Source organism: Nocardioides sp. zg-DK7169 (assembly GCF_013155365.1).
Lineage (GTDB): Bacteria > Actinomycetota > Actinomycetes > Propionibacteriales > Nocardioidaceae > Nocardioides.
Genome location: NZ_JABJRA010000001.1, coordinates 499,062 through 516,101, shown reverse-complemented (window position 1 = coordinate 516,101; position 17,040 = coordinate 499,062). Strand labels below are relative to the sequence as shown.

The window sequence follows — 17,040 nt, the reverse complement described above, 5'->3', positions numbered from 1 at the left end:
CCCCCGTGGCTGAGATGTTCTACGACGACCACGCCGACCTGTCCCTGATCCAGGGCAAGAGCGTGGCGGTCATCGGCTACGGCAGCCAGGGCCACGCCCACGCGCTGTCGCTGCGCGACTCCGGCGTCGACGTGCGCGTCGGTCTGCAGCCGGGCTCGAAGAGCCGCGCGAAGGCCGAGGCCGAGGGCCTGCGCGTCCTCACCCCCGCCGAGGCGGCGCAGGAGGCCGACGTCGTCGTCATCCTCGCTCCCGACCAGCACCAGCGGACGCTGTACGCCGAGGAGATCGCGCCCAACCTGAACGCGGGCGACACCCTGGTCTTCGGCCACGGCTTCAACATCCGCTTCGGCTACATCACCCCGCCCGAGGACGTCGACGTCTTCATGGTGGCCCCGAAGGGCCCGGGTCACCTGGTCCGTCGCGAGTACGTCGACGGCCGCGGCGTGCCCGTGCTCGTCGCGGTGGAGCAGGACGCCTCGGGCAAGGCCTGGGACCTCGCGCTCTCCTACGCCAAGGGCATCGGCGGCCTGCGTGCCGGCGGCATCAAGACCACCTTCACCGAGGAGACCGAGACCGACCTGTTCGGTGAGCAGGCCGTCCTGTGCGGTGGCGCCTCGCAGCTGGTCATGTACGGCTTCGAGACGCTGATCGAGGCCGGTTACCAGCCGGAGGTCGCGTACTTCGAGTGCCTGCACGAGCTCAAGCTCATCGTCGACCTGATGTACGAGGGCGGCATCGCCAAGCAGCGCTGGTCGGTCTCCGACACCGCCGAGTTCGGTGACTACGTCTCCGGCCCGCAGGTCATCACCCCCGAGGTGAAGGAGAACATGAAGGCGGTCCTCGCCGACATCACCAGCGGCGCGTTCGCCGAGCGTTTCATCACCGACATGGACAACGGCAGCCCGGAGTTCACCAAGTTCCGCGAGCAGGGCGAGGCGCACCCGATCGAGAAGACCGGCCGCGAGCTGCGCAAGCTCATGGCGTGGGTGAAGAGCCACGACTCGGACTACACCGAGGGCACCGCGACCCGCTGAGGAGTGAGGCGGAGGTACGCCGAGCGCCAGCGAGGTGTGCCGGAGCCGAGCCCCGCAGGCGGGTCGCAAATAGGTACCGCGACCCGCTGAGGCCGCGGCACGCCGAGGAGTGAGGCGGAGGTACGCCGAGCGCCAGCGAGGTGTGCCGGAGCCGAGCCCCGCAGGCGGGTCGCAAATAGGTACCGCGACCCGCTGAGGAGCAGTCAGCACATCGAACAGGGCCTCCCTCACAGCAGCTGCTGTGGGGGAGGCCCTGTTCGTGTGTGAGGGGAGCGCATCTCGATGGTGAGGTCGGCCCATCTCGACGAGCTACTTCACCTCGGCGCGGAGGATGAGGCGCAGGCCGACGGCGAGCGGGACCAGCAGCCAGATGGTGCCGGAGGTGGCCAGCTGGGCCCACTGCTCGCCGGTGGGGACGCCGTCGAAGAGCGGGGCCATGGCGTAGTTGAAGTCGATCCACGGGCCGAGGTCGCGGTACCAGTCCTGCGCGGCGGCCAGGGCGCTGGTCGCGCTGGGCAGCACGAAGGAGTAGACGAAGTACCCCACGATCGCGGCCGCCGAGCTGCGCAGCAGCGTGCCGAGCATGAAGCCGACCAGCAGGCCGAGCACGTTGGCGAGCACGATCGTCGCCAAGTTGCTGGCGGCGATGTTCCAGACCGTGTCGACGCCGGCGATGTTGCTGCCGACGATGTTGCCGACCGCGCCGATGGCGGCCGCGAGGAACATCGAGACCACCCCGATGAGGACCGCGAGGCCTGCCTTGACCGCGAGCACGCGGCCCCGGGCCGGCACCAGGGTGAACGTCGTGAGCCCGGTGCGCTGGCTCCACTCGCTGGTGACCGCGAGGATCGCCACGACCGGCAGGATCACGGCCATCGGGACGCCGATCGCCGTCGCGAACGACTCGTAGGTGAGGTCGGCGTCCGGGGCGAAGGCGATCACCGCGGCGGTCGCGGCCAGCGCGAGGATCGCGATGCCGGTCATCAGCCAGAAGCCGGAGCGGGTGTCGAACATCTTGCGCAGCTCGACGCGCACCACGCGCGACAGCGGGATCGGTGCGGGCGGTGTGCGCGGCCCGGTGTGCTGCTCGGCGATCGTGGCGAGCGGGTCGCTCGCCTCGAGGGCGCCGGTGGCTCCCGTGGGCCTCGTGGATGTGGTGCTCATGCTGCTGCTCCTTCGCGCTGGGTCTCGGCGGTGAGCTCCAGGAACATCTCCTCCAGGCCGGCGCCGTCGGCGGACCTGAGCTCGGTGAGGGGTACGCCGGCGGCGTGGGCGAGCTGCCCGACCTGGGTGAGCTCGGCGTCGGTGCGCAGCGCCCCGTCGACGGCGGCGGTGACGGTGAGGCCGGCGCCCTCGAGGGCGCGGGCGAGGCGGTCCGGGTCGGCCGCGCGGACGACCGTGCCGGCGGCGGCGAGCAGCTCGGCCTTCGTGCCCTGGGCGACGATGCGGCCGTGGCCGATGACGACGATGTCGTCGGCGATGACCTCGATCTCGTGCAGCAGGTGGCTGGAGAGCAGCACGGTGCCGCCGCGGTCGGCGTACCCGCGCAGCAGGTCGCGCATCGCCCGGATGCCGGCGGGGTCGAGGCCGTTGGCGGGCTCGTCGAGCACCAGCACCTCGGGGTCGCCGATCAGGGCGGTGGCGATGCCCAGGCGCTGGCGCATGCCCAGGGAGTAGTGGCGCACCCGGCGCTCCGCCTCGGCCTCGGTGAGGCCGACATGGGCGAGGGTCTCGGCCACCCGGCGCCGGGGCAGGCCCATGGTGAGCGCGGCGAGGGTGAGGATCTCGCGGCCGGTGCGCCCGGCGTGCTGGGCCGAGGCGTCCAGCAGCACGCCGATCTCGCGGCCCGGGTTGGGCAGGTCGGCGAAGCGCCGCCCCAGCACGGTCGCGGTGCCCGAGGTCGGCGGGGTGAGGCCGACCAGGATGCGCATCGAGGTGGACTTGCCGGCGCCGTTGGGGCCGAGGAAGCCGGTGACGCGGCCGGGCCGCGCCGTGAAGGAGATGTCATCGACGGCGGTGAAGGCGCCGTACCTCTTGGTCAGGGACTCGACGGTGATCATGGCTCCGAGCCTGCGGCGTCGGTGGCCCCGACCACATCGGGGAAGCTGCCTGACCCGCCCCTGAGCCGACCCCGACGCCCCTCGGGGTCGGGCCTCGGGGGCGGTGCCGGGGGGCCCGGGCGAGCGCGGGGGAATGCGGGAGGGCGGGCGGAGGTTCGACCGGCATGCGCATCGAGATCTGGAGTGACGTCGTCTGCCCGTGGTGCTACGTCGGCAAGCGGCGCCTGGAGGCGGCCCTGGCGGGATTCGAGCACGCCGACGAGGTCGAGGTGGTCTACCGCTCCTTCGAGCTCGACCCCGCAGCGCCCCAGCACGGCACCGAGCCCAGCGTCGTCTCGCTGTCGCGCAAGATGGGCCGTCCCGAGGAGCAGGTGCGCGAGATGGTCGGCGGGCTGATGGAGACCGCGGCCGCCGACGGCCTCGAGCTGCGCCTGCTCGACACCGTGCACACCAACACCGTCGACGCCCACCGGCTGCTGCACCTCGCGCTCGAGACCGGCGGCCCGGCCCTCCAGGGCACCCTCAAGGAGGAGCTGCTCGCGGCGTACTTCACCCGCGCCGAGGACATCGGCGACCACGCCGTCCTGCGTGCTGCCGCCCTCGCCGCCGGGCTCGACGCCGAGCGCGTGGACGCCGTGCTGGCGGGCGAGGAGTACGCCGAGGCGGTGGCCGCCGACGTCGCCCAGGCGCGCGCGTACGGCGCCACCGGGGTGCCGTTCTTCGTCGTCGAGGGCACCTACGGCATCTCCGGCGCCCAGCCCACGGAGGTCTTCACCCAGGTGCTCGAGCAGGTCTGGGCCGAGAGCCACCCGGTGCTCCAGACCGTCGGCGGCGACGCCGAGGCCTGCGGGCCGGACGGCTGCGCGATCTGAGGCTCACCCGGCCCGGGTGACCGCCGGGGCCGCCGCGACCCTGGTGTCAGGCGTCCCGGTCATGGCCGTCCTCCGTCAGGCGCTCGGGGAGCCCGAGCGGGCCGAACCGGTCGGCGTGGAAGGTGAGGATCTCGGTGATCGCCCCGCCGCTGATGCGCAGGGCGTCGACCGTCAGCGGCAGGTACGCGCCCGCCGATTCCTGCCAGAGGTAGAAGGCGACGGCCGGCTGCCGGTTCACCGAGGTGGGTACGGCGCGCATGCGCCCCAGGTCCTCGAAGCCGTCCTGGACCCAGTCCGCCACCACCGCGTCCCGCCCGATGAACAGGCCGGGCGTCGGCGGCATCGAGCAGCGCACGTCCTCGCGCAGCAGCGCGGCGAGGGCGCCGACGTCGGTGGCGAGGCTGGCGTCGGTGAAGCGGCGTACCAGCTCGCGGGTCGCGGCGTCCTCCCCGCCGTGGGTCCAGTCCTGCCGCTCGGCCGGCAGATGGGCACGCATGCCGGCGCGGGCCCGCTGGAGCGCGCTGTTCACCGAGTTCACGGAGTCCCCGAGGAGCTCTGCTGTGTCACGGGCGGGCCAGCCGAGCACGTCGCGCAGGATCAGCACGGCGCGCGGGCGCGGCGCGAGGTGCTGGACGGCGACCAGGTAGGCCAGCTCGATCGTCTCCTGCGCGACCACCCGCGCCTCCGGCTGCTGGGCGTCGTCCGCCGCGACCTCGTCGAGCAGGTGGTCGGGATAGGGCTGCAGCCACCGCACCTCGCCGCCGGTGGCCGCCGCGGGCCGGCGCCTGGCGAGCAGGTCGAGGCAGGCGTGGGTGGCGATGCCGTACAACCAGGCGCGCCACGTCGAGCGCCCCTCGAAGGTCTCCCGGCGCCGCCAGGCACGAAGGAGGGTCTCCTGCACGGTGTCCTCGGCGTCCTCGAAGGACCCGAGCATCCGGTAGCAGTGCACGTGCAGCTCGCGGCGGTGCCGCTCGGTCAGTCGTGAGAACGCCGCGTCGTCGGGCTCGTGGGCCTCGTCCGGGTTGCTCATGCCGGGCTCCTGCAGTCGTGTGTCCGCACTCATCGTCCATCCTCGGCGTCGCGTGGGTGTCGTGTCGTACGTGTGACGGCCAGGGGCGGCAGAACTCATCACCCGGGGGATCACGGGCCCGGAAATGTCCCCGGTCGTCTCTACGATGAAGCCATGTCGTAGAGCTCCGCAGCACCTGGTCCAGGGAGGCCCGGATGGCCGAAACGCTCGATCCCTATCTGGTGGATCTGGAGCGCCTGCACGCCGACCTGGACCGGGTGGTCGAGCGGGACCCGGTGTTCCTTCCCGTGGCGACGAAGCGGCAGGCGTTGCTGATGGCGGCGTCGGCGTCGTCGCGGGCGCAGGCGGTGCTGGCGCGGCTGGTCGGGTGCGCCGAGGACGTGGCGGACGCGGAGGGGCACCGGGACGTCGCCTCGTGGTTGACGCACCGCACCCATGACTCGCTGACCACGACACGTCGGGCGCAGCGGCTCGGGGTGGCGTGCGAGCAGCGCTGGCACCGGGTCGGTCTGGGGCTGCTGGGCAGGCGGATGAGCGTCGACCAGGCCCAGGTGATCGTGGCTGCCCTCGACGAGCTGGCCTGCGGGCGTGACCTGGTGGAGGCCCCGGCGGAGGAGTGGGCCGAGGTCCTGGTCCGGGCGGAGGTCTATCTGGTGGAGCAGGCGGTCGGCTTCGGTCCGCGGGAGCTGCGCCGGTTGGGGGAGCGGCTGCTCGAGGTGGTCGCGCCGCAGTGGGCAGAGGAGCTGGAACGGCGACAGCTGGAGGCGGCCGAGCGGGCGGCTCGGCGGCGTACGACGCTGTCGGTGCAGCACCACGGCGACGGCACCGCATTCATCCGGGCGCGGGTGCCCGAGAGTGTGGCGTTGCGGGTGACCACGATGCTGGAGGCGTTCACCAACCCCCGCAAGGAGAACGGCGAACAGGCTGGCGCAGAGGCGGATGGGCGGCGGGTGCCCTACGAGCGGCGGCTGGGTGAGGCGTTCTGCTCGCTGATAGAGGCCCTCGACCCGGCCCGGCTCCCGCTCCACGGCGGGGACGCGACGACGTTGGTGATCACGATGGACCTCGCCACCCTCACCGCTGGCCTCGGCACCGCGACGCTGGCGGACGGCTCCCGGATCACCGCGGGCGAGGCCCGGCGTCTCGCCTGCACGGCGGGTCTGGTGCCGGCGGTGCTGGGCACCCGGTCGGTGCCGCTCGACCTCGGACACGCCACGAGGCTGTTCAGCCCGGGCCAGCGCAAGGCGCTGGCGATCCGGGACCGGGAGTGCCGCGCGGACGGCTGCTCGATGCCCGCCACCTGGTGCGAGGCACATCATCTGAAGCCGTGGTCCGCGGGAGGGAGGACCGACCTCGCGAACGCCCTGCTCCTCTGCTCCCACCACCATCATCTGATCCACGACGACCGCTACCTCCACCAGCGGATGCCGAACGGCGACCTCCGCTTCGCCAGACGGACGTAGACCGCGACGGCAGTGGTCGAGGATCATCGGCGGCACTGCCCGCCCGATCGCGGCAGGTGCGCGCCTCACTCGTGGAAGGGGAGTCATGGCAGCCGGAGCGGCTCAGGGCGGTGAGGTCGTGCTCGAGACCGATCGTCTCGTGCTCCGGCCCTGGCGGGTGAGCGAGGCCGCCATCCGGCGCGAGCTGTGGCTCGAACGCGATCCCCGGGTGCCGCCGCACCGCCGCATCGACGCGGACGGGCACCCGACGCTCGCAGAGGTCGAGGAGGCGATCCGTCGCAGCACGGCATCGCCCGTCGCGTTGCTGGCGGTCGAGCGGAAGGGCGTGGGCGAAGCCATCGGCTACTGCGGCCTGACCGAGCGCCGACAGGAGGCCCGAGAACCGGAGCTGGCGTTCGAGCTCCTCCGCCGCTGCTGGGGACAGGGATACGCGACCGAGGCATCGTGGGCGGTGCTGGACTGGGCGAGATCGTCCGGCCACGAGCGGCTGTGGGCCTCGGTCTGGGACTGGAACACCGCTTCTCGCCGTGTGCTGGCAAAGCTCGGATTCACCGAGACGGCCAGTGAGGAAACCATCTTCGGGACCAACCTGGTCACGACGTTGCGGCTCTGAGGGCTCGAACGGGTCACCGGTGTCGCGTGCAGACATTCCTGCCCTACCCCGACTTCGAGGCCTCGGCCCGGGTCCTCGACGCGCGCCGGCTGGGCAAGCAGCGGGTGGAGGGGATCCAGGTGATCCGCGGGCTGATCGTGCCGGGGTACGGGTGGCGCCACCACCCGGCGGTGCGGATGTGGCGGGGGTACGTCGAGGCGCTGGGGCGCTACGCGCTCACCTGCTGCGAGGTCTGGGTGGAGGAGGGGCGCGCGGACACGTGCGCGGCGACCATCCGCAGCGACCTCGCCGGGGTCGGGGTGGAGCGGGTCCGCGGCCAGGACGACCTGGGGCGGGCGGACGCGCTGCCGCCGTGGCTCGGGGACGAGGACTTCCACCGCAGCCACCGCTCGGCGCTGGTGCGCAAGGACCCGGGCTTCTACCGCTCGCGGTTCCCCGACGTGCCCGACGACCTGCCCTACGTCTGGCCCTCCGCGGACTGATCGGCCCCGAGGTCGACGAGGCGGTCCACACCGATCTCCTCGAGGAACCGCTGGTCGTGGCTGGCGACCACCAGGGCGCCCCGGTACGCCGCGAGGGCGGAGACCAGGGCGTCGTGGGAGGCGAAGTCGAGGTTGTTGGTCGGCTCGTCGAGGAGCAGCAGCTGCGGAGCGGGGTCGGCGAGCAGCACCGCGGCGAGCGTGGCGCGGAACCGCTCCCCGCCGGACAGCACGCCCACCGACCGGTCGCCCGCGCGGCCGCGGAACAGGAACCTCGCCAGCCGGGCGCGTACGACGACCTCCTCGGTGCCCGGCGCGTGCTCGCGCACGTTGGCCACCACGCTGCGGGTGTCGTCGAGCAGGTCCAGGTCGACCCGGGCTCCGGTGCGCAGCACCAGCGAGCGCGTGGTCAGCACGGTCCGCCCTCGCGGTACGTGGGTGCCGGGCAGGTCGACGCGGATCTCGCGGTCCTCGCGCAACCGGGACTCCGCGTCGTCGAGGCGGGCGCGGGCGGCCGCCAGCCGCTCCTCCTGGACCCGGCGCAGCTGGGCCGCCGAGCCCTCGGCGGAGCTGCGCAGGGAGCCGGCGACGATGCGGGGGATCCCGCCGCCGAGCTGCGCGGCGCGGCCCTGCACGCGGCGCTTGGCCAGCGTCGCCTCCGCCTCGGCCCGGTCGGCCGGGCGGCACGAGGAGGTCGAGGTCGCGCAGGGCGGGGGAGCCGTCGGGCCAGGTGAAGGTGAGCGCGGTGAACGAGATCGCGGCGGATGCAGACATGGGGTGCTCCGAGGTGAGGGGTGGTCACGGGTGGGTGAGCGACCTCAAAGGAGCAACGGGACCTGCCTGGCGACGGGGCTGGGACCGGCGACGCTACGGGCTCGGGCGGCACCGGTGCCACCGATTTGCTCGGGTAGGCTCGGCGGTCGGCACAGCGTCGTGCACCACCGGCCTCCTCGCCTCCCGGCCCGGGGCCGATCCTCCGACCATCTAGGAACGCCCGCTGTGAGCAAGCCCGTCGTCCTCATCGCCGAACCCCTGAGCCCCGCCACCGTCGAGGCGCTCGGGCCGGACTTCGACGTGCGCCGCTGCGAGGGCACCGACCGCGCCGCGCTGCTGGCCGCGGTCGCCGAGGCGGAGGCGCTCCTGGTGCGCTCCCGGACCGGCGTCGACGCCGAGCTGCTGGCCGCGGCGCCCCGCCTGCGGGTCGTCGCCCGCGCCGGCGTCGGGCTGGACAACGTCGACGTACGCGCGGCGACGCACGCCGGCGTCATGGTCGTCACGGCACCCACCTCGAACGTCGTGTCGGTGGCCGAGCTGACGGTCGCGCTGATGCTGGCCGCGGCCCGTCGCGTCAGCCCGGCCCACGCCGCCCTGCGAGCCGGGAGCTGGGACCGCACCCCGTTCGTGGGCACCGAGCTGTTCGACAAGACCGTCGGCATCCTCGGCCTCGGCCGGATCGGGGTGCTGGTCGCGCAGCGGCTGACCGCCTTCGGGATGAGGGTGGTGGCCCACGACCCCTACGTGCAGGCCGGGCGGGCCGCGCAGATGGGCGTGCGTCTCGTCGACCTCGACACCCTGCTCGCCGAGTCCGACTTCATCTCGGTGCACCTGCCGCGCACCAGCGAGACCACCGGGCTGATCGGCGAGGCCGAGCTGCGCCGGGTCAAGGCGTCGCTGGTGCTCGTCAACGCCGCCCGCGGCGGCATCGTCGACGAGACGGCGCTGCACGCCGCGCTGGTCGAGGGCCGGGTGGCCGCGGCCGGGCTCGACGTGTTCGCCGACGAGTCGGGCGTCGAGAGCCCGCTGCTCGCGCTCGACAACGTCGTGGCGACGCCGCACCTCGGGGCCTCCACCGTCGAGGCCCAGGAGAAGGCCGGCCTCGCGGTCGCGCGCTCGGTGCGTCTGGCGCTCGCCGGCGACCTGGTGCCCGACGCGGTCAACGTCCAGGGCGGCGTGATCGCCGAGGACGTGCGCCCCGGCATCCCGCTGACGGAGAAGCTCGGGCGGATCTTCACCGGCCTGGCCGGCGGCCTGGCCCAGCAGGTCGACGTCGAGGTCCGCGGCGAGATCACCGACCACGACGTGAAGGTCCTCGAGCTGGCCGCGCTCAAGGGGATGTTCGGCGACGTCGTCGGGGGACCGGTCTCCTACGTCAACGTCCCGCTCCTCGCCGCGGAGCGCGGCACCATGGTGCGCCTGGTGGTGGACCCCGAGAGCCCCGACCACCGCAACCTGATCACCCTGCGCGGGACCATGGCCGACGGCGCACAGGTGTCGGTCAGCGGCACCCTGGTCGGGCTGGCCCAGCGCGAGCGGCTGGTCGAGGTCAACGGCTTCGACGTCGACCTGGAGCCGACCGACCACCTCGCGTTCTTCACCTACACCGACCGGCCCGGCATGGTCGGGGTCCTCGGCCGGGTGCTGGGGGAGTCGGGCGTCAACATCGCCGGCATGCAGGTCGCGCGCGACAGCCGCGGCGGGCGCGCGCTGGTCGCGCTCTCGGTCGACTCGGTGATCCCCACCGGCGCGCTCGAGGAGATCGAGCGCTCCCTGGACGCCGCGACCGTGCGCGCCGTCGACCTGGGCTGAGCCTCAGGCGACCACCACGCGGGCGCGGGGCGCCCCGCCGATCGCGGCGCCGGTGCTGCCGCGGACGACCGCCCACGCCGCGGCGACACGGCGTACCGCCTCCTCGAGCTCGGCGACCGGACGCGTCCACGGGATGCGCACGAACCGGTCGAGCCCGCCCGCGGCGGCGAACACCGGCCCGGGGGTCAGGATCACGCCGCGGCGCTCCGCCTCGGCGACCAGCGCCGTGCCGAGCGGCGCGGGCAGCTCGCACCACAGCGCCAGGCCACCGCCGGGGAGGCGGAAGCGCCACTCGGGGAGCTCGCGGGCGAGCGCGGCGGCGAGGGTGTCCCGTTGCTCGCGCAGGCGTGCCAGGTGGCCCGGGAGCACCGGGCCGCCGGCCAGCAGCCGCTCCAGCACCAGCTGCTCGAGCACCGGCGCGCCGAGGTCGGAGGTGACCCGGGCCCGGGTGAGCCGGTCGACGGCGGCGTGCGGTGCCCGGATCCAGCCCAGCCGCAGGCCGCCCCAGAAGCTCTTGCTCGCGCTGCCGATGCTCACCGCGTCCGAGGCGTACGCCGCGAACGGGCGCGGCATCGTCTGCCCGTCGAGGGCGAGGGCCTGGTGGGCCTCGTCCACCACGGGGACGGTGCCGCTGGCGCGCAGGTGCGCGGCGTACTCCTCGCGGGCGGCGTCGTCCATCAGGTGCCCGGTGGGGTTCTGGAAGTCCGGGACCAGGTAGGCCAGCCGCGGACGGGCCCGGCGCAGGACGGCGCCGACCGCGTCGAGGTCCCATCCGCCGGGGTCGACCGGCAGCTCGACCAGGCGGGCGCCGGTGTGGCGCAGCGCGTCGACGGCGTTGGGGTAGGCCGGCGACTCCACCGCGACCCGCTCGCCGGGCCCGCTGAACGCCCGCGCGACCACGGCGGCCGCCGCCAGGGCGCCCGGCGTCACCATGACCTGGGCCGGGTCGGTGGGCAGCCCGCGGGCGTCGTACGCCGCGGCGATCGCGGCCTGGAGCCCGGGCAGTCCCGCGGGGAAGTAGCCGTGGCCGCCGAGGTGGGCGGGCATCTGCGCGGCCGCCTCGGCGTACGCCGCTGCGAGCTCGCCGGGCGCGGAGGTGGCCGCGCAGCCCAGGTCGATGGCGTCGTGGTCCCCCGGGCGGGGCATCAGGGCCCGGTCGTGCGCGCGGGCGCGACCGGCAGGCACCCGCACGAAGGTCCCGGCGCCGCGGCGGGCCTCGGCGCAGCGCTGCTCGACCAGGGTGGCGTAGGCCCGGGTGACCGTGGCCCGGGACAGCCCGAGGGCGGCGCCGAGCTCGCGCTCGCTGGGCAGGCGCGAGCCCGCGGGGATGCGGCCGTCGCCGACGAGGAGGGTGATCGCGGTGGCCAGCCCGGCGTACGACGGGGTGCGGGCGAAGCCCTCGACCAGGGTGGCCAGGCGCGCGGCCGAGAGCACGGTGGTCCGGTCCATGCAGGCCACCCTTCCACGATTGGCACTGTGCGGGCAGGCCAATCCGCGATGGACTGGACCCATGGCGCGCACTCCCTCTCCCGGTCCCGGCGGTCTGGCCGACCTGGGCCCGCTCGCACAGCTGCGCGCCGGCCGGCTGGCGCGCCGGGTCCCGCAGCTCTACGTCGGGCTCGTGTTCTACGGCGTCTCGCTGGCGATGATGGTCCGCGGCAACCTCGGCCTGGCGCCGTGGGACGTGCTGCACTCCGGGCTCATCCGGCACCTGCCGATGAGCCTGGGCCAGGCGGTCGTGGTGATGAGCTTCGTGGTGCTCGTGCTGTGGATCCCGCTGCGCGAGGCGCCCGGGCTCGGGACGGTCTCGAACGCCCTCGTGGTGGGCATGTCCGCCGACGCCACCCTCGCCCTGCTCGACGCGCCGGCCGGGGCGGGGTGGCGCGTGGCGCTGTGCGTCGGCGGAGTGGCGCTGTGCGGGGCCGCGGGGGCGATGTACATCGGCGCCCAGCTGGGGCGCGGCCCGCGCGACGGGCTGATGACCGGCCTGGCACGACGTACCGGACGGTCCCTCGGGCTGGTCCGCACCGGCATCGAGGTCGCGGTGGTCCTGGTCGGGCTGGCCCTCGGGGGCGCACTGGGGGCAGGGACGGTGCTCTACGCCCTCGCGATCGGGCCGCTGACGCAGTGGTGGCTGCCGGCCTGGACCGTGGAGGTCGGCGGGGTTCGCGACCACTGCTCCGCCGCCTGATAGCAGGATATATGATCTCGGTCATGGCCTTCGGGCCGCCATCCTGCCGGAGAGGGAGCAGCACCCATGGCCTTCAGCACCATCACCGACCTCGACGTCGCCGCGTCCCAGCGCCACAGCCGCGAGCTGCGTGCACGACTGCTGGAGACGGAGTCCACGACGTACGTCACCGGACCGGTCGGCACCGGCGACGGTGAGCGGGTGCTCCTGCTCGGCGGCACCGGCTACATCGGGCGCGCGGTGGTGAAGGAGCTGGCCGCGCGTGGCTACCGCCCGGCGGTGCTGGCCCGCAGCGCCGAGACCAAGAACGACCCCGACTACGCCGAGGCCGAGATCGTCGTGGGCGACCCGACCCGCGCGAGCGACGTGGAGTCCGCGGTCGCCGCGGCGCCGACCGCCGTGGTGATCTCGCTGCTGAGCGGGCGCAAGCCGAACGACGCGGCGGAGTGCGAGGTCGTCGACCACGACGCCGTCGTCAACGGCATCCGCTCGGCCGTCGCGCACCAGGTCGAGCAGTTCATCCACATCAGCGACTTCGGTGCCTACCGCCCCGAGCTGATCCCGCAGGTCTACAAGCTCCAGGTCGAGGGCGAGCTGATCGGCGAGCACCACGGCCGGCTGAACTGGACGATCGTGCGCCCCACGGCGTACTACCCCTACCTGTCGATGACCTTCGGCGACGTCAAGAACGGCGAGCCCTACCGGATCTTCGACCACGGCGAGTACAGCGTCGTGAACCCGATCGCGCGCGAGGACCTCGCGGAGTTCATCGTCAACCAGGTGCTCGCGCCGGACTCCTACCGTCGGGTGCTGCCGGTGGGCGGGCCGTGGGTCCCCGACAACGTCGTGACGCTGAAGGCGGCCGGCGAGATGATGTTCGACGTGCTGGGCCGGGCTCCGGAGTTCAACGTGGTCACGATGGCCTCGTGGGACAAGAAGATCGCCCGCCTGACCCGGCTCGGCAGGATCAGCAAGCAGCTCAAGCCGGTCGCGTTCTACCTCGAGGCCGCGAAGTACTGGTCGGTCGTGGACCACGTCGCCCCGGCGTACGGCACCCGCACCCTGCGCGGCTTCATGGACAAGCTCAAGGACCGCGAGTTCCCCACCGGCAGCTTCAAGGAGCGGATGAAGAACGGCACCCAGATGATGCCGACCGACATCTGAGCGGCGCGCCTCGCCGTTCTCGCCGACTCGGGGGAGGGGTCAGTGGCGGGTGGCGACGATCACGGAGGCGTCGGAGGCGACCATCACCTCGACGGCGGTGAAGCGCTCGTCGGTCAGCCACTGCTCGCGCAGGGTGTCGACGCGGCCGTAGGTGACCGGGGGCCAGATCTCGCAGGGCGTGAAGTCGTCGAGGACGACGATGCCGCCCTCCTCCACCAGGTCGGCGATCGCGTCGACCCCGACGTCGGCGGGCTCGCCGGAGTCGAGGAACAACAGCGAGAACGGGCCCTTGTCGAGCAGCGTCGACCAGTCCGCAGCGAGCACCTCGACCTGCGGGTCGTCGACGAAGATCGTCGCGGCCGCTCGCGCCAGCTTGGGGTTGAGCTCGGCGGTGATGATGCGCGCGGAGTCGCGGCGTACGCCGGAGCGCAGCCAGGCCGTGCCGACGCCGCACCCGGTGCCGAACTCCGCCATCGTCCCGCTGCGGGTGGCGGCGAGCGTGGCCAGCAGCCGCCCGGTCTCGTTGCGGCAGAACGACACGTAGCCCGCGGTGCGGGAGACGGCGAACGCGCGGGAGACCACGTCGGGAAGCTCGGGCGGGGCGCTCATGCTGGCGAGTCTCCCACCTGCGCGGACCTGTCTCGCATGGCGAGCAGTTCGTGAGAAGGGTGTTCCGCGACCCGGAACCCGGGAGTAACATCTCGGCCATCATGCGGAGCGTCTTCGTACTTATCGAGCGCCGCGGCGAGGCCTGAGCAGCAACTGCTCACGAGAGGCCACCTCGCCGCGGTGGTCGGCGTTGACGGCTTCTCGGCACATCTGTAGATGTCTCCGCGGCGGGTACGCCCTCGAGCTGGCGCGATCCGCACTCTCCTGACCGGCAGTTGGCCGTTCCCCGGGCGATCCTCGGGCTCGGTCCTCCGCACTGTCGTCCCCACCGCGGGGTCATCTCCGGATGTGGCGTACGCCGCCACCGGAACCGCACCGCACCCGTCCCGCGACGATGAGGAGAGACCGATGTACGACATGTACCCCGAGTGGGGACCCGCGAGCCACCACCCCGACAACCCGCGCAGCCGTGAGAACACCCTGCTGGCCGTCCAGCGCGCGCTCGACCTGCGGGACAACGGCGGCCAGCGCCCCGACGACAACTAGCGTGACCCCCATGAACAGCTCGAACCCCACCAGCGCACCAGCCTCCGGCACCGTCAGGCTCGCCGTCGTCCCCGGCGACGGCATCGGTCAGGAGGTCACCCCCGAGGCCCTCAAGGTCCTCGAGGTGGCGGCGCCCGCGGGTGTGAAGTTCGAGCAGACGCACTACAGCCTCGGTGCCGAGCACTACCTCGCCACCGGCGAGGTGCTGCCCGACGCCGCGCTCGCCGAGATCCGCCAGCAGGACGCCATCCTGCTCGGCGCCATCGGCGGCAAGCCGAACGACCCGAACATCCCCCCGGGCCTGCTCGAGCGCGGTCTGCTCCTGCGCCTGCGCTTCGAGCTCGACCACTACGTCAACCTGCGACCCTCGCGCCTCTACCCCGGCTCGAGCTCGCCGCTGGCGAACCCCGGCGACATCGACTTCGTCGTGGTGCGCGAGGGCACCGAGGGCCCCTACACCGGCAACGGCGGCGCCCTGCGCGTCGGTACGCCGGCCGAGGTGGCCACCGAGGTGTCGGTCAACACCGCCTTCGGCGTCGAGCGCCTGGTGCGTGACGCCTTCGCGCGTGCCCAGCGACGCCCCCGCAAGAAGCTCACCCTGGTCCACAAGACCAACGTGCTCGTCCACGCCGGATCGGTGTGGTGGCGGCTGTTCAACGAGGTGGCCGAGGAGTACCCCGAGGTCACCACGGACTACCTGCACATCGACGCGGCCACGATCTTCATGACCACCGACCCCGCGCGCTTCGACGTGATCGTCACCGACAACCTCTTCGGCGACATCATCACCGACCTCGCCGGCGCCGTCACCGGCGGCATCGGCCTGGCCGCCTCCGGCAACGTGAACCCGTCGGGCACGGCCCCGTCGATGTTCGAGCCGGTCCACGGCTCCGCGCCCGACATCGCCGGGCAGCAGAAGGCCGACCCGACCGCGGCCATCCTCTCCGCGGCCATGCTGCTGGACCACCTCGGCCACCCCGAGGCGGCCCGCCGCATCGACGACGCCGTCGTCGCCGACCTCGCCGCGCGCACGCCCGGCCAGGCCCGCCGTACCCCCGAGGTCGGCGACGCGATCGCCGCCCGAGTATCCGGCTGAGGCCCGCTCCGCCCTCCGGTCGGACGCCGGGCACCCGTGTGGTGCCCGGCGTCGGCCATTTTGTCCCCGACTGCCTCGCAGTCGCCCCGAAAACCACCACCGAGTGCCGCCCACGGGCCCGCACCGATCCGACGAGGACTACCGTGCCTTCCATGCAGATCCGCACCACCACCAACCCGAACCCGGTCGACGACGAGCGTCTGGCGCAGATCCTCGCCGACCCCGGGTTCGGCAACCACTTCACCGACCACATGCTCACCGTGGAGTGGACCCCCGAGGCCGGGTGGCACGACGCCCGGATCGAGCCGTACGGCCCGCTCACGCTCGACCCGGCCACCGCGGTGCTGCACTACGCCCAGGAGACCTTCGAGGGCATGAAGGCCTACCGCCACGCGGACGGGTCGATCTGGGGCTTCCGTCCCGAGGCCAACGCCGAGCGGATGGCCCGCTCCAGCGAGCGCCTCGCGCTGCCGGTGCTCGAGGTCCCCGACTTCCTCCAGGTCGTGGAGGAGCTGGTCCGCGTCGACCAGCGCTGGGTGCCCGACACCACCGCGCCGGGCGCGGGGGAGAAGAGCCTCTACATCCGCCCCTTCATGTTCGCCTCGGAGAAGTTCCTCGGCGTGCGCCCCTCCCAGCACGTCACCTTCATGGTGATCGCCAGCCCGGCGGGGTCGTACTTCAAGGGCGGGCTCAAGCCGGTCTCGCTGTGGCTGACCGAGGACTACACCCGCGCCGGGCGCGGCGGCATGGGCGCGGCCAAGACGGGCGGCAACTACGCCAGCTCGCTGGTCGCCCAGCAGCAGGCCTCCGCCCACGGCTGCGACCAGGTGGTCTTCCTCGACGCCCAGGAGGGCAAGTACGTCGAGGAGCTCGGCGGGATGAACATGTACTTCGTCTACGCCGACGGCCGCATCGTGACCCCGGCCACCGGCACGATCCTCGAGGGCATCACCCGCAGCAGCATCATCGACCTGGCCCAGAAGATGGGCCACCCGGTCGAGGAGCGCCGCTTCGCCATCGAGGAGTGGCGCGAGGGCGTCACCAGCGGCGAGATCGTCGAGATCTTCGCCTGCGGCACCGCCGCGGTGGTCACCCCCGTCGGCAGCCTGAAGTGGGACGGCGGCGAGGTGCCGTGCGCCAACGAGGGCGGCGAGGTCACGATGGCGATCCGGTCCGCGCTCGTCGACATCCAGTACGGCCGCGCCGAGGACACCTTCGGCTGGATGCGCCGCATCGTGTGACCCGTCCCCGCACGGGTCTCGGGCCCGTCGGTGCGCTGCGTCGTGCCGGCGGGCTC

17 protein-coding genes are annotated in these 17,040 nt (G+C 73.2%); 11 read left to right on the top strand and 6 right to left on the bottom strand.

What is annotated here, in order from left to right; all coding sequences use genetic code 11:
* The first annotated feature begins 5 nt into the window (after positions 1–5).
* Positions 6–1,034, top strand: coding sequence for a ketol-acid reductoisomerase (gene ilvC / locus HOQ23_RS02490; protein ID WP_367650332.1), 1,029 nt, complete (start codon positions 6–8; stop codon positions 1,032–1,034).
* Between the two features lie 309 nt (positions 1,035–1,343).
* Here ilvC and HOQ23_RS02485 read toward each other — a convergent pair whose 3' ends face one another.
* Positions 1,344–2,198 (bottom strand): ABC transporter permease, encoded by an 855-nt coding sequence (locus HOQ23_RS02485; protein ID WP_253945040.1) that lies wholly within the window; start codon positions 2,196–2,198, stop codon positions 1,344–1,346.
* On the bottom strand, positions 2,195–3,094 hold the full coding sequence (locus tag HOQ23_RS02480; RefSeq protein WP_172211495.1) for an ABC transporter ATP-binding protein: 900 nt from the start codon (positions 3,092–3,094) through the stop codon (positions 2,195–2,197). Before HOQ23_RS02480 ends, HOQ23_RS02485 begins: the two co-directional genes overlap by 4 nt.
* A 164-nt stretch (positions 3,095–3,258) precedes the next feature.
* On the opposite strand from HOQ23_RS02480, the gene HOQ23_RS02475 reads away from it, so the two are divergent.
* A complete protein-coding gene (locus HOQ23_RS02475) occupies positions 3,259–3,966 on the top strand; it encodes a DsbA family oxidoreductase (protein WP_172211493.1) in 708 nt (235 codons plus the stop codon).
* Positions 3,967–4,012: 46 nt separating this feature from the next.
* Here the strand turns inward: HOQ23_RS02475 and HOQ23_RS02470 are convergent, their stop codons facing one another.
* A complete protein-coding gene (locus HOQ23_RS02470; RefSeq protein WP_216653452.1) occupies positions 4,013–4,996 on the bottom strand; it encodes an RNA polymerase subunit sigma-70 in 984 nt (327 codons plus the stop codon).
* 194 nt (positions 4,997–5,190) lie between these two features.
* On the opposite strand from HOQ23_RS02470, the gene HOQ23_RS02465 reads away from it, so the two are divergent.
* The 3 genes from HOQ23_RS02465 (at position 5,191) to HOQ23_RS02455 (ending at position 7,554) form a co-directional block, all read left to right on the top strand.
* Complete coding sequence (locus HOQ23_RS02465; protein ID WP_172211489.1) at positions 5,191–6,459, top strand: HNH endonuclease signature motif containing protein; 1,269 nt, start codon at positions 5,191–5,193, stop codon at positions 6,457–6,459.
* A gap of 85 nt (positions 6,460–6,544) precedes the next feature.
* Positions 6,545–7,072, top strand: a complete 528-nt coding sequence (locus HOQ23_RS02460; protein WP_172211487.1) for a GNAT family N-acetyltransferase — start codon at positions 6,545–6,547, stop codon at positions 7,070–7,072.
* A gap of 26 nt (positions 7,073–7,098) precedes the next feature.
* Positions 7,099–7,554 carry an MSMEG_6728 family protein gene (locus HOQ23_RS02455; protein ID WP_172211485.1) on the top strand — a complete coding sequence of 152 codons (456 nt, stop codon included), beginning with the start codon at positions 7,099–7,101 and terminating at the stop codon, positions 7,552–7,554.
* Here HOQ23_RS02455 and HOQ23_RS02450 read toward each other — a convergent pair.
* Positions 7,530–8,186, bottom strand: a complete 657-nt coding sequence (locus tag HOQ23_RS02450) for an AAA family ATPase (protein ID WP_172211483.1) — start codon at positions 8,184–8,186, stop codon at positions 7,530–7,532. The two genes, HOQ23_RS02455 and HOQ23_RS02450, sit on opposite strands and share 25 nt — an antisense overlap.
* Before the next feature lie 364 nt (positions 8,187–8,550).
* Here HOQ23_RS02450 and serA point away from each other — a divergent pair, with 364 nt between their 5' ends.
* Positions 8,551–10,137 carry a phosphoglycerate dehydrogenase gene (gene serA, locus HOQ23_RS02445; protein WP_367650331.1) on the top strand — a complete coding sequence of 529 codons (1,587 nt, stop codon included), beginning with the start codon at positions 8,551–8,553 and terminating at the stop codon, positions 10,135–10,137.
* 3 nt (positions 10,138–10,140) lie between these two features.
* Here serA and HOQ23_RS02440 read toward each other — a convergent pair whose 3' ends face one another.
* A complete protein-coding gene (locus tag HOQ23_RS02440) occupies positions 10,141–11,586 on the bottom strand; it encodes a PLP-dependent aminotransferase family protein (RefSeq protein WP_172211479.1) in 1,446 nt (481 codons plus the stop codon).
* A 61-nt stretch (positions 11,587–11,647) separates the two neighbouring features.
* Here HOQ23_RS02440 and HOQ23_RS02435 point away from each other — a divergent pair, with 61 nt between their 5' ends.
* Positions 11,648–12,328, top strand: a complete 681-nt coding sequence (locus HOQ23_RS02435; protein ID WP_172211477.1) for a YitT family protein — start codon at positions 11,648–11,650, stop codon at positions 12,326–12,328.
* Between the two features lie 66 nt (positions 12,329–12,394).
* Positions 12,395–13,492 carry an NAD(P)H-binding protein gene (locus tag HOQ23_RS02430; RefSeq protein ID WP_172211475.1) on the top strand — a complete coding sequence of 366 codons (1,098 nt, stop codon included), beginning with the start codon at positions 12,395–12,397 and terminating at the stop codon, positions 13,490–13,492.
* Between the two features lie 39 nt (positions 13,493–13,531).
* On the opposite strand, the gene HOQ23_RS02425 is transcribed toward HOQ23_RS02430, so the two are convergent.
* Positions 13,532–14,101 carry an O-methyltransferase gene (locus tag HOQ23_RS02425; RefSeq protein WP_172211473.1) on the bottom strand — a complete coding sequence of 190 codons (570 nt, stop codon included), beginning with the start codon at positions 14,099–14,101 and terminating at the stop codon, positions 13,532–13,534.
* Between the two features lie 408 nt (positions 14,102–14,509).
* On the opposite strand from HOQ23_RS02425, the gene HOQ23_RS02420 reads away from it, so the two are divergent.
* From HOQ23_RS02420 to HOQ23_RS02410, 3 genes are all read left to right on the top strand, one after another.
* The gene (locus tag HOQ23_RS02420) at positions 14,510–14,647 is read left to right on the top strand and encodes a hypothetical protein (protein WP_172211471.1); all 138 of its coding nucleotides are present in this window, start codon (positions 14,510–14,512) and stop codon (positions 14,645–14,647) included.
* 10 nt (positions 14,648–14,657) lie between these two features.
* Positions 14,658–15,743 (top strand): 3-isopropylmalate dehydrogenase, encoded by a 1,086-nt coding sequence (locus tag HOQ23_RS02415; RefSeq protein WP_172211469.1) that lies wholly within the window; start codon positions 14,658–14,660, stop codon positions 15,741–15,743.
* Between the two features lie 152 nt (positions 15,744–15,895).
* A complete protein-coding gene (locus HOQ23_RS02410) occupies positions 15,896–16,984 on the top strand; it encodes a branched-chain amino acid aminotransferase (RefSeq protein WP_172211467.1) in 1,089 nt (362 codons plus the stop codon).
* Positions 16,985–17,040 lie beyond the last annotated feature (56 nt).

Bases quoted from the DNA above. Each gene is read 5' to 3' on its own strand.
- HOQ23_RS02420 (WP_172211471.1), top strand. From the start codon at position 14,510: ATGTACGACATGTACCCCGAGTGGGGACCCGCGAGCCACCACCCCGAC.
- HOQ23_RS02425 (WP_172211473.1), bottom strand. From the start codon at position 14,101: ATGAGCGCCCCGCCCGAGCTTCCCGACGTGGTCTCCCGCGCGTTCGCC.
- HOQ23_RS02485 (WP_253945040.1), bottom strand. From the start codon at position 2,198: ATGAGCACCACATCCACGAGGCCCACGGGAGCCACCGGCGCCCTCGAG.
- HOQ23_RS02460 (WP_172211487.1), top strand. From the start codon at position 6,545: ATGGCAGCCGGAGCGGCTCAGGGCGGTGAGGTCGTGCTCGAGACCGAT.
- HOQ23_RS02480 (WP_172211495.1), bottom strand. From the start codon at position 3,094: ATGATCACCGTCGAGTCCCTGACCAAGAGGTACGGCGCCTTCACCGCC.
- HOQ23_RS02475 (WP_172211493.1), top strand. From the start codon at position 3,259: ATGCGCATCGAGATCTGGAGTGACGTCGTCTGCCCGTGGTGCTACGTC.
- HOQ23_RS02465 (WP_172211489.1), top strand. From the start codon at position 5,191: ATGGCCGAAACGCTCGATCCCTATCTGGTGGATCTGGAGCGCCTGCAC.
- HOQ23_RS02415 (WP_172211469.1), top strand. From the start codon at position 14,658: ATGAACAGCTCGAACCCCACCAGCGCACCAGCCTCCGGCACCGTCAGG.
- HOQ23_RS02410 (WP_172211467.1), top strand. From the start codon at position 15,896: ATGCAGATCCGCACCACCACCAACCCGAACCCGGTCGACGACGAGCGT.
- HOQ23_RS02440 (WP_172211479.1), bottom strand. From the start codon at position 11,586: ATGGACCGGACCACCGTGCTCTCGGCCGCGCGCCTGGCCACCCTGGTC.
- HOQ23_RS02430 (WP_172211475.1), top strand. From the start codon at position 12,395: ATGGCCTTCAGCACCATCACCGACCTCGACGTCGCCGCGTCCCAGCGC.
- HOQ23_RS02435 (WP_172211477.1), top strand. From the start codon at position 11,648: ATGGCGCGCACTCCCTCTCCCGGTCCCGGCGGTCTGGCCGACCTGGGC.
- HOQ23_RS02470 (WP_216653452.1), bottom strand. From the start codon at position 4,996: ATGAGCAACCCGGACGAGGCCCACGAGCCCGACGACGCGGCGTTCTCA.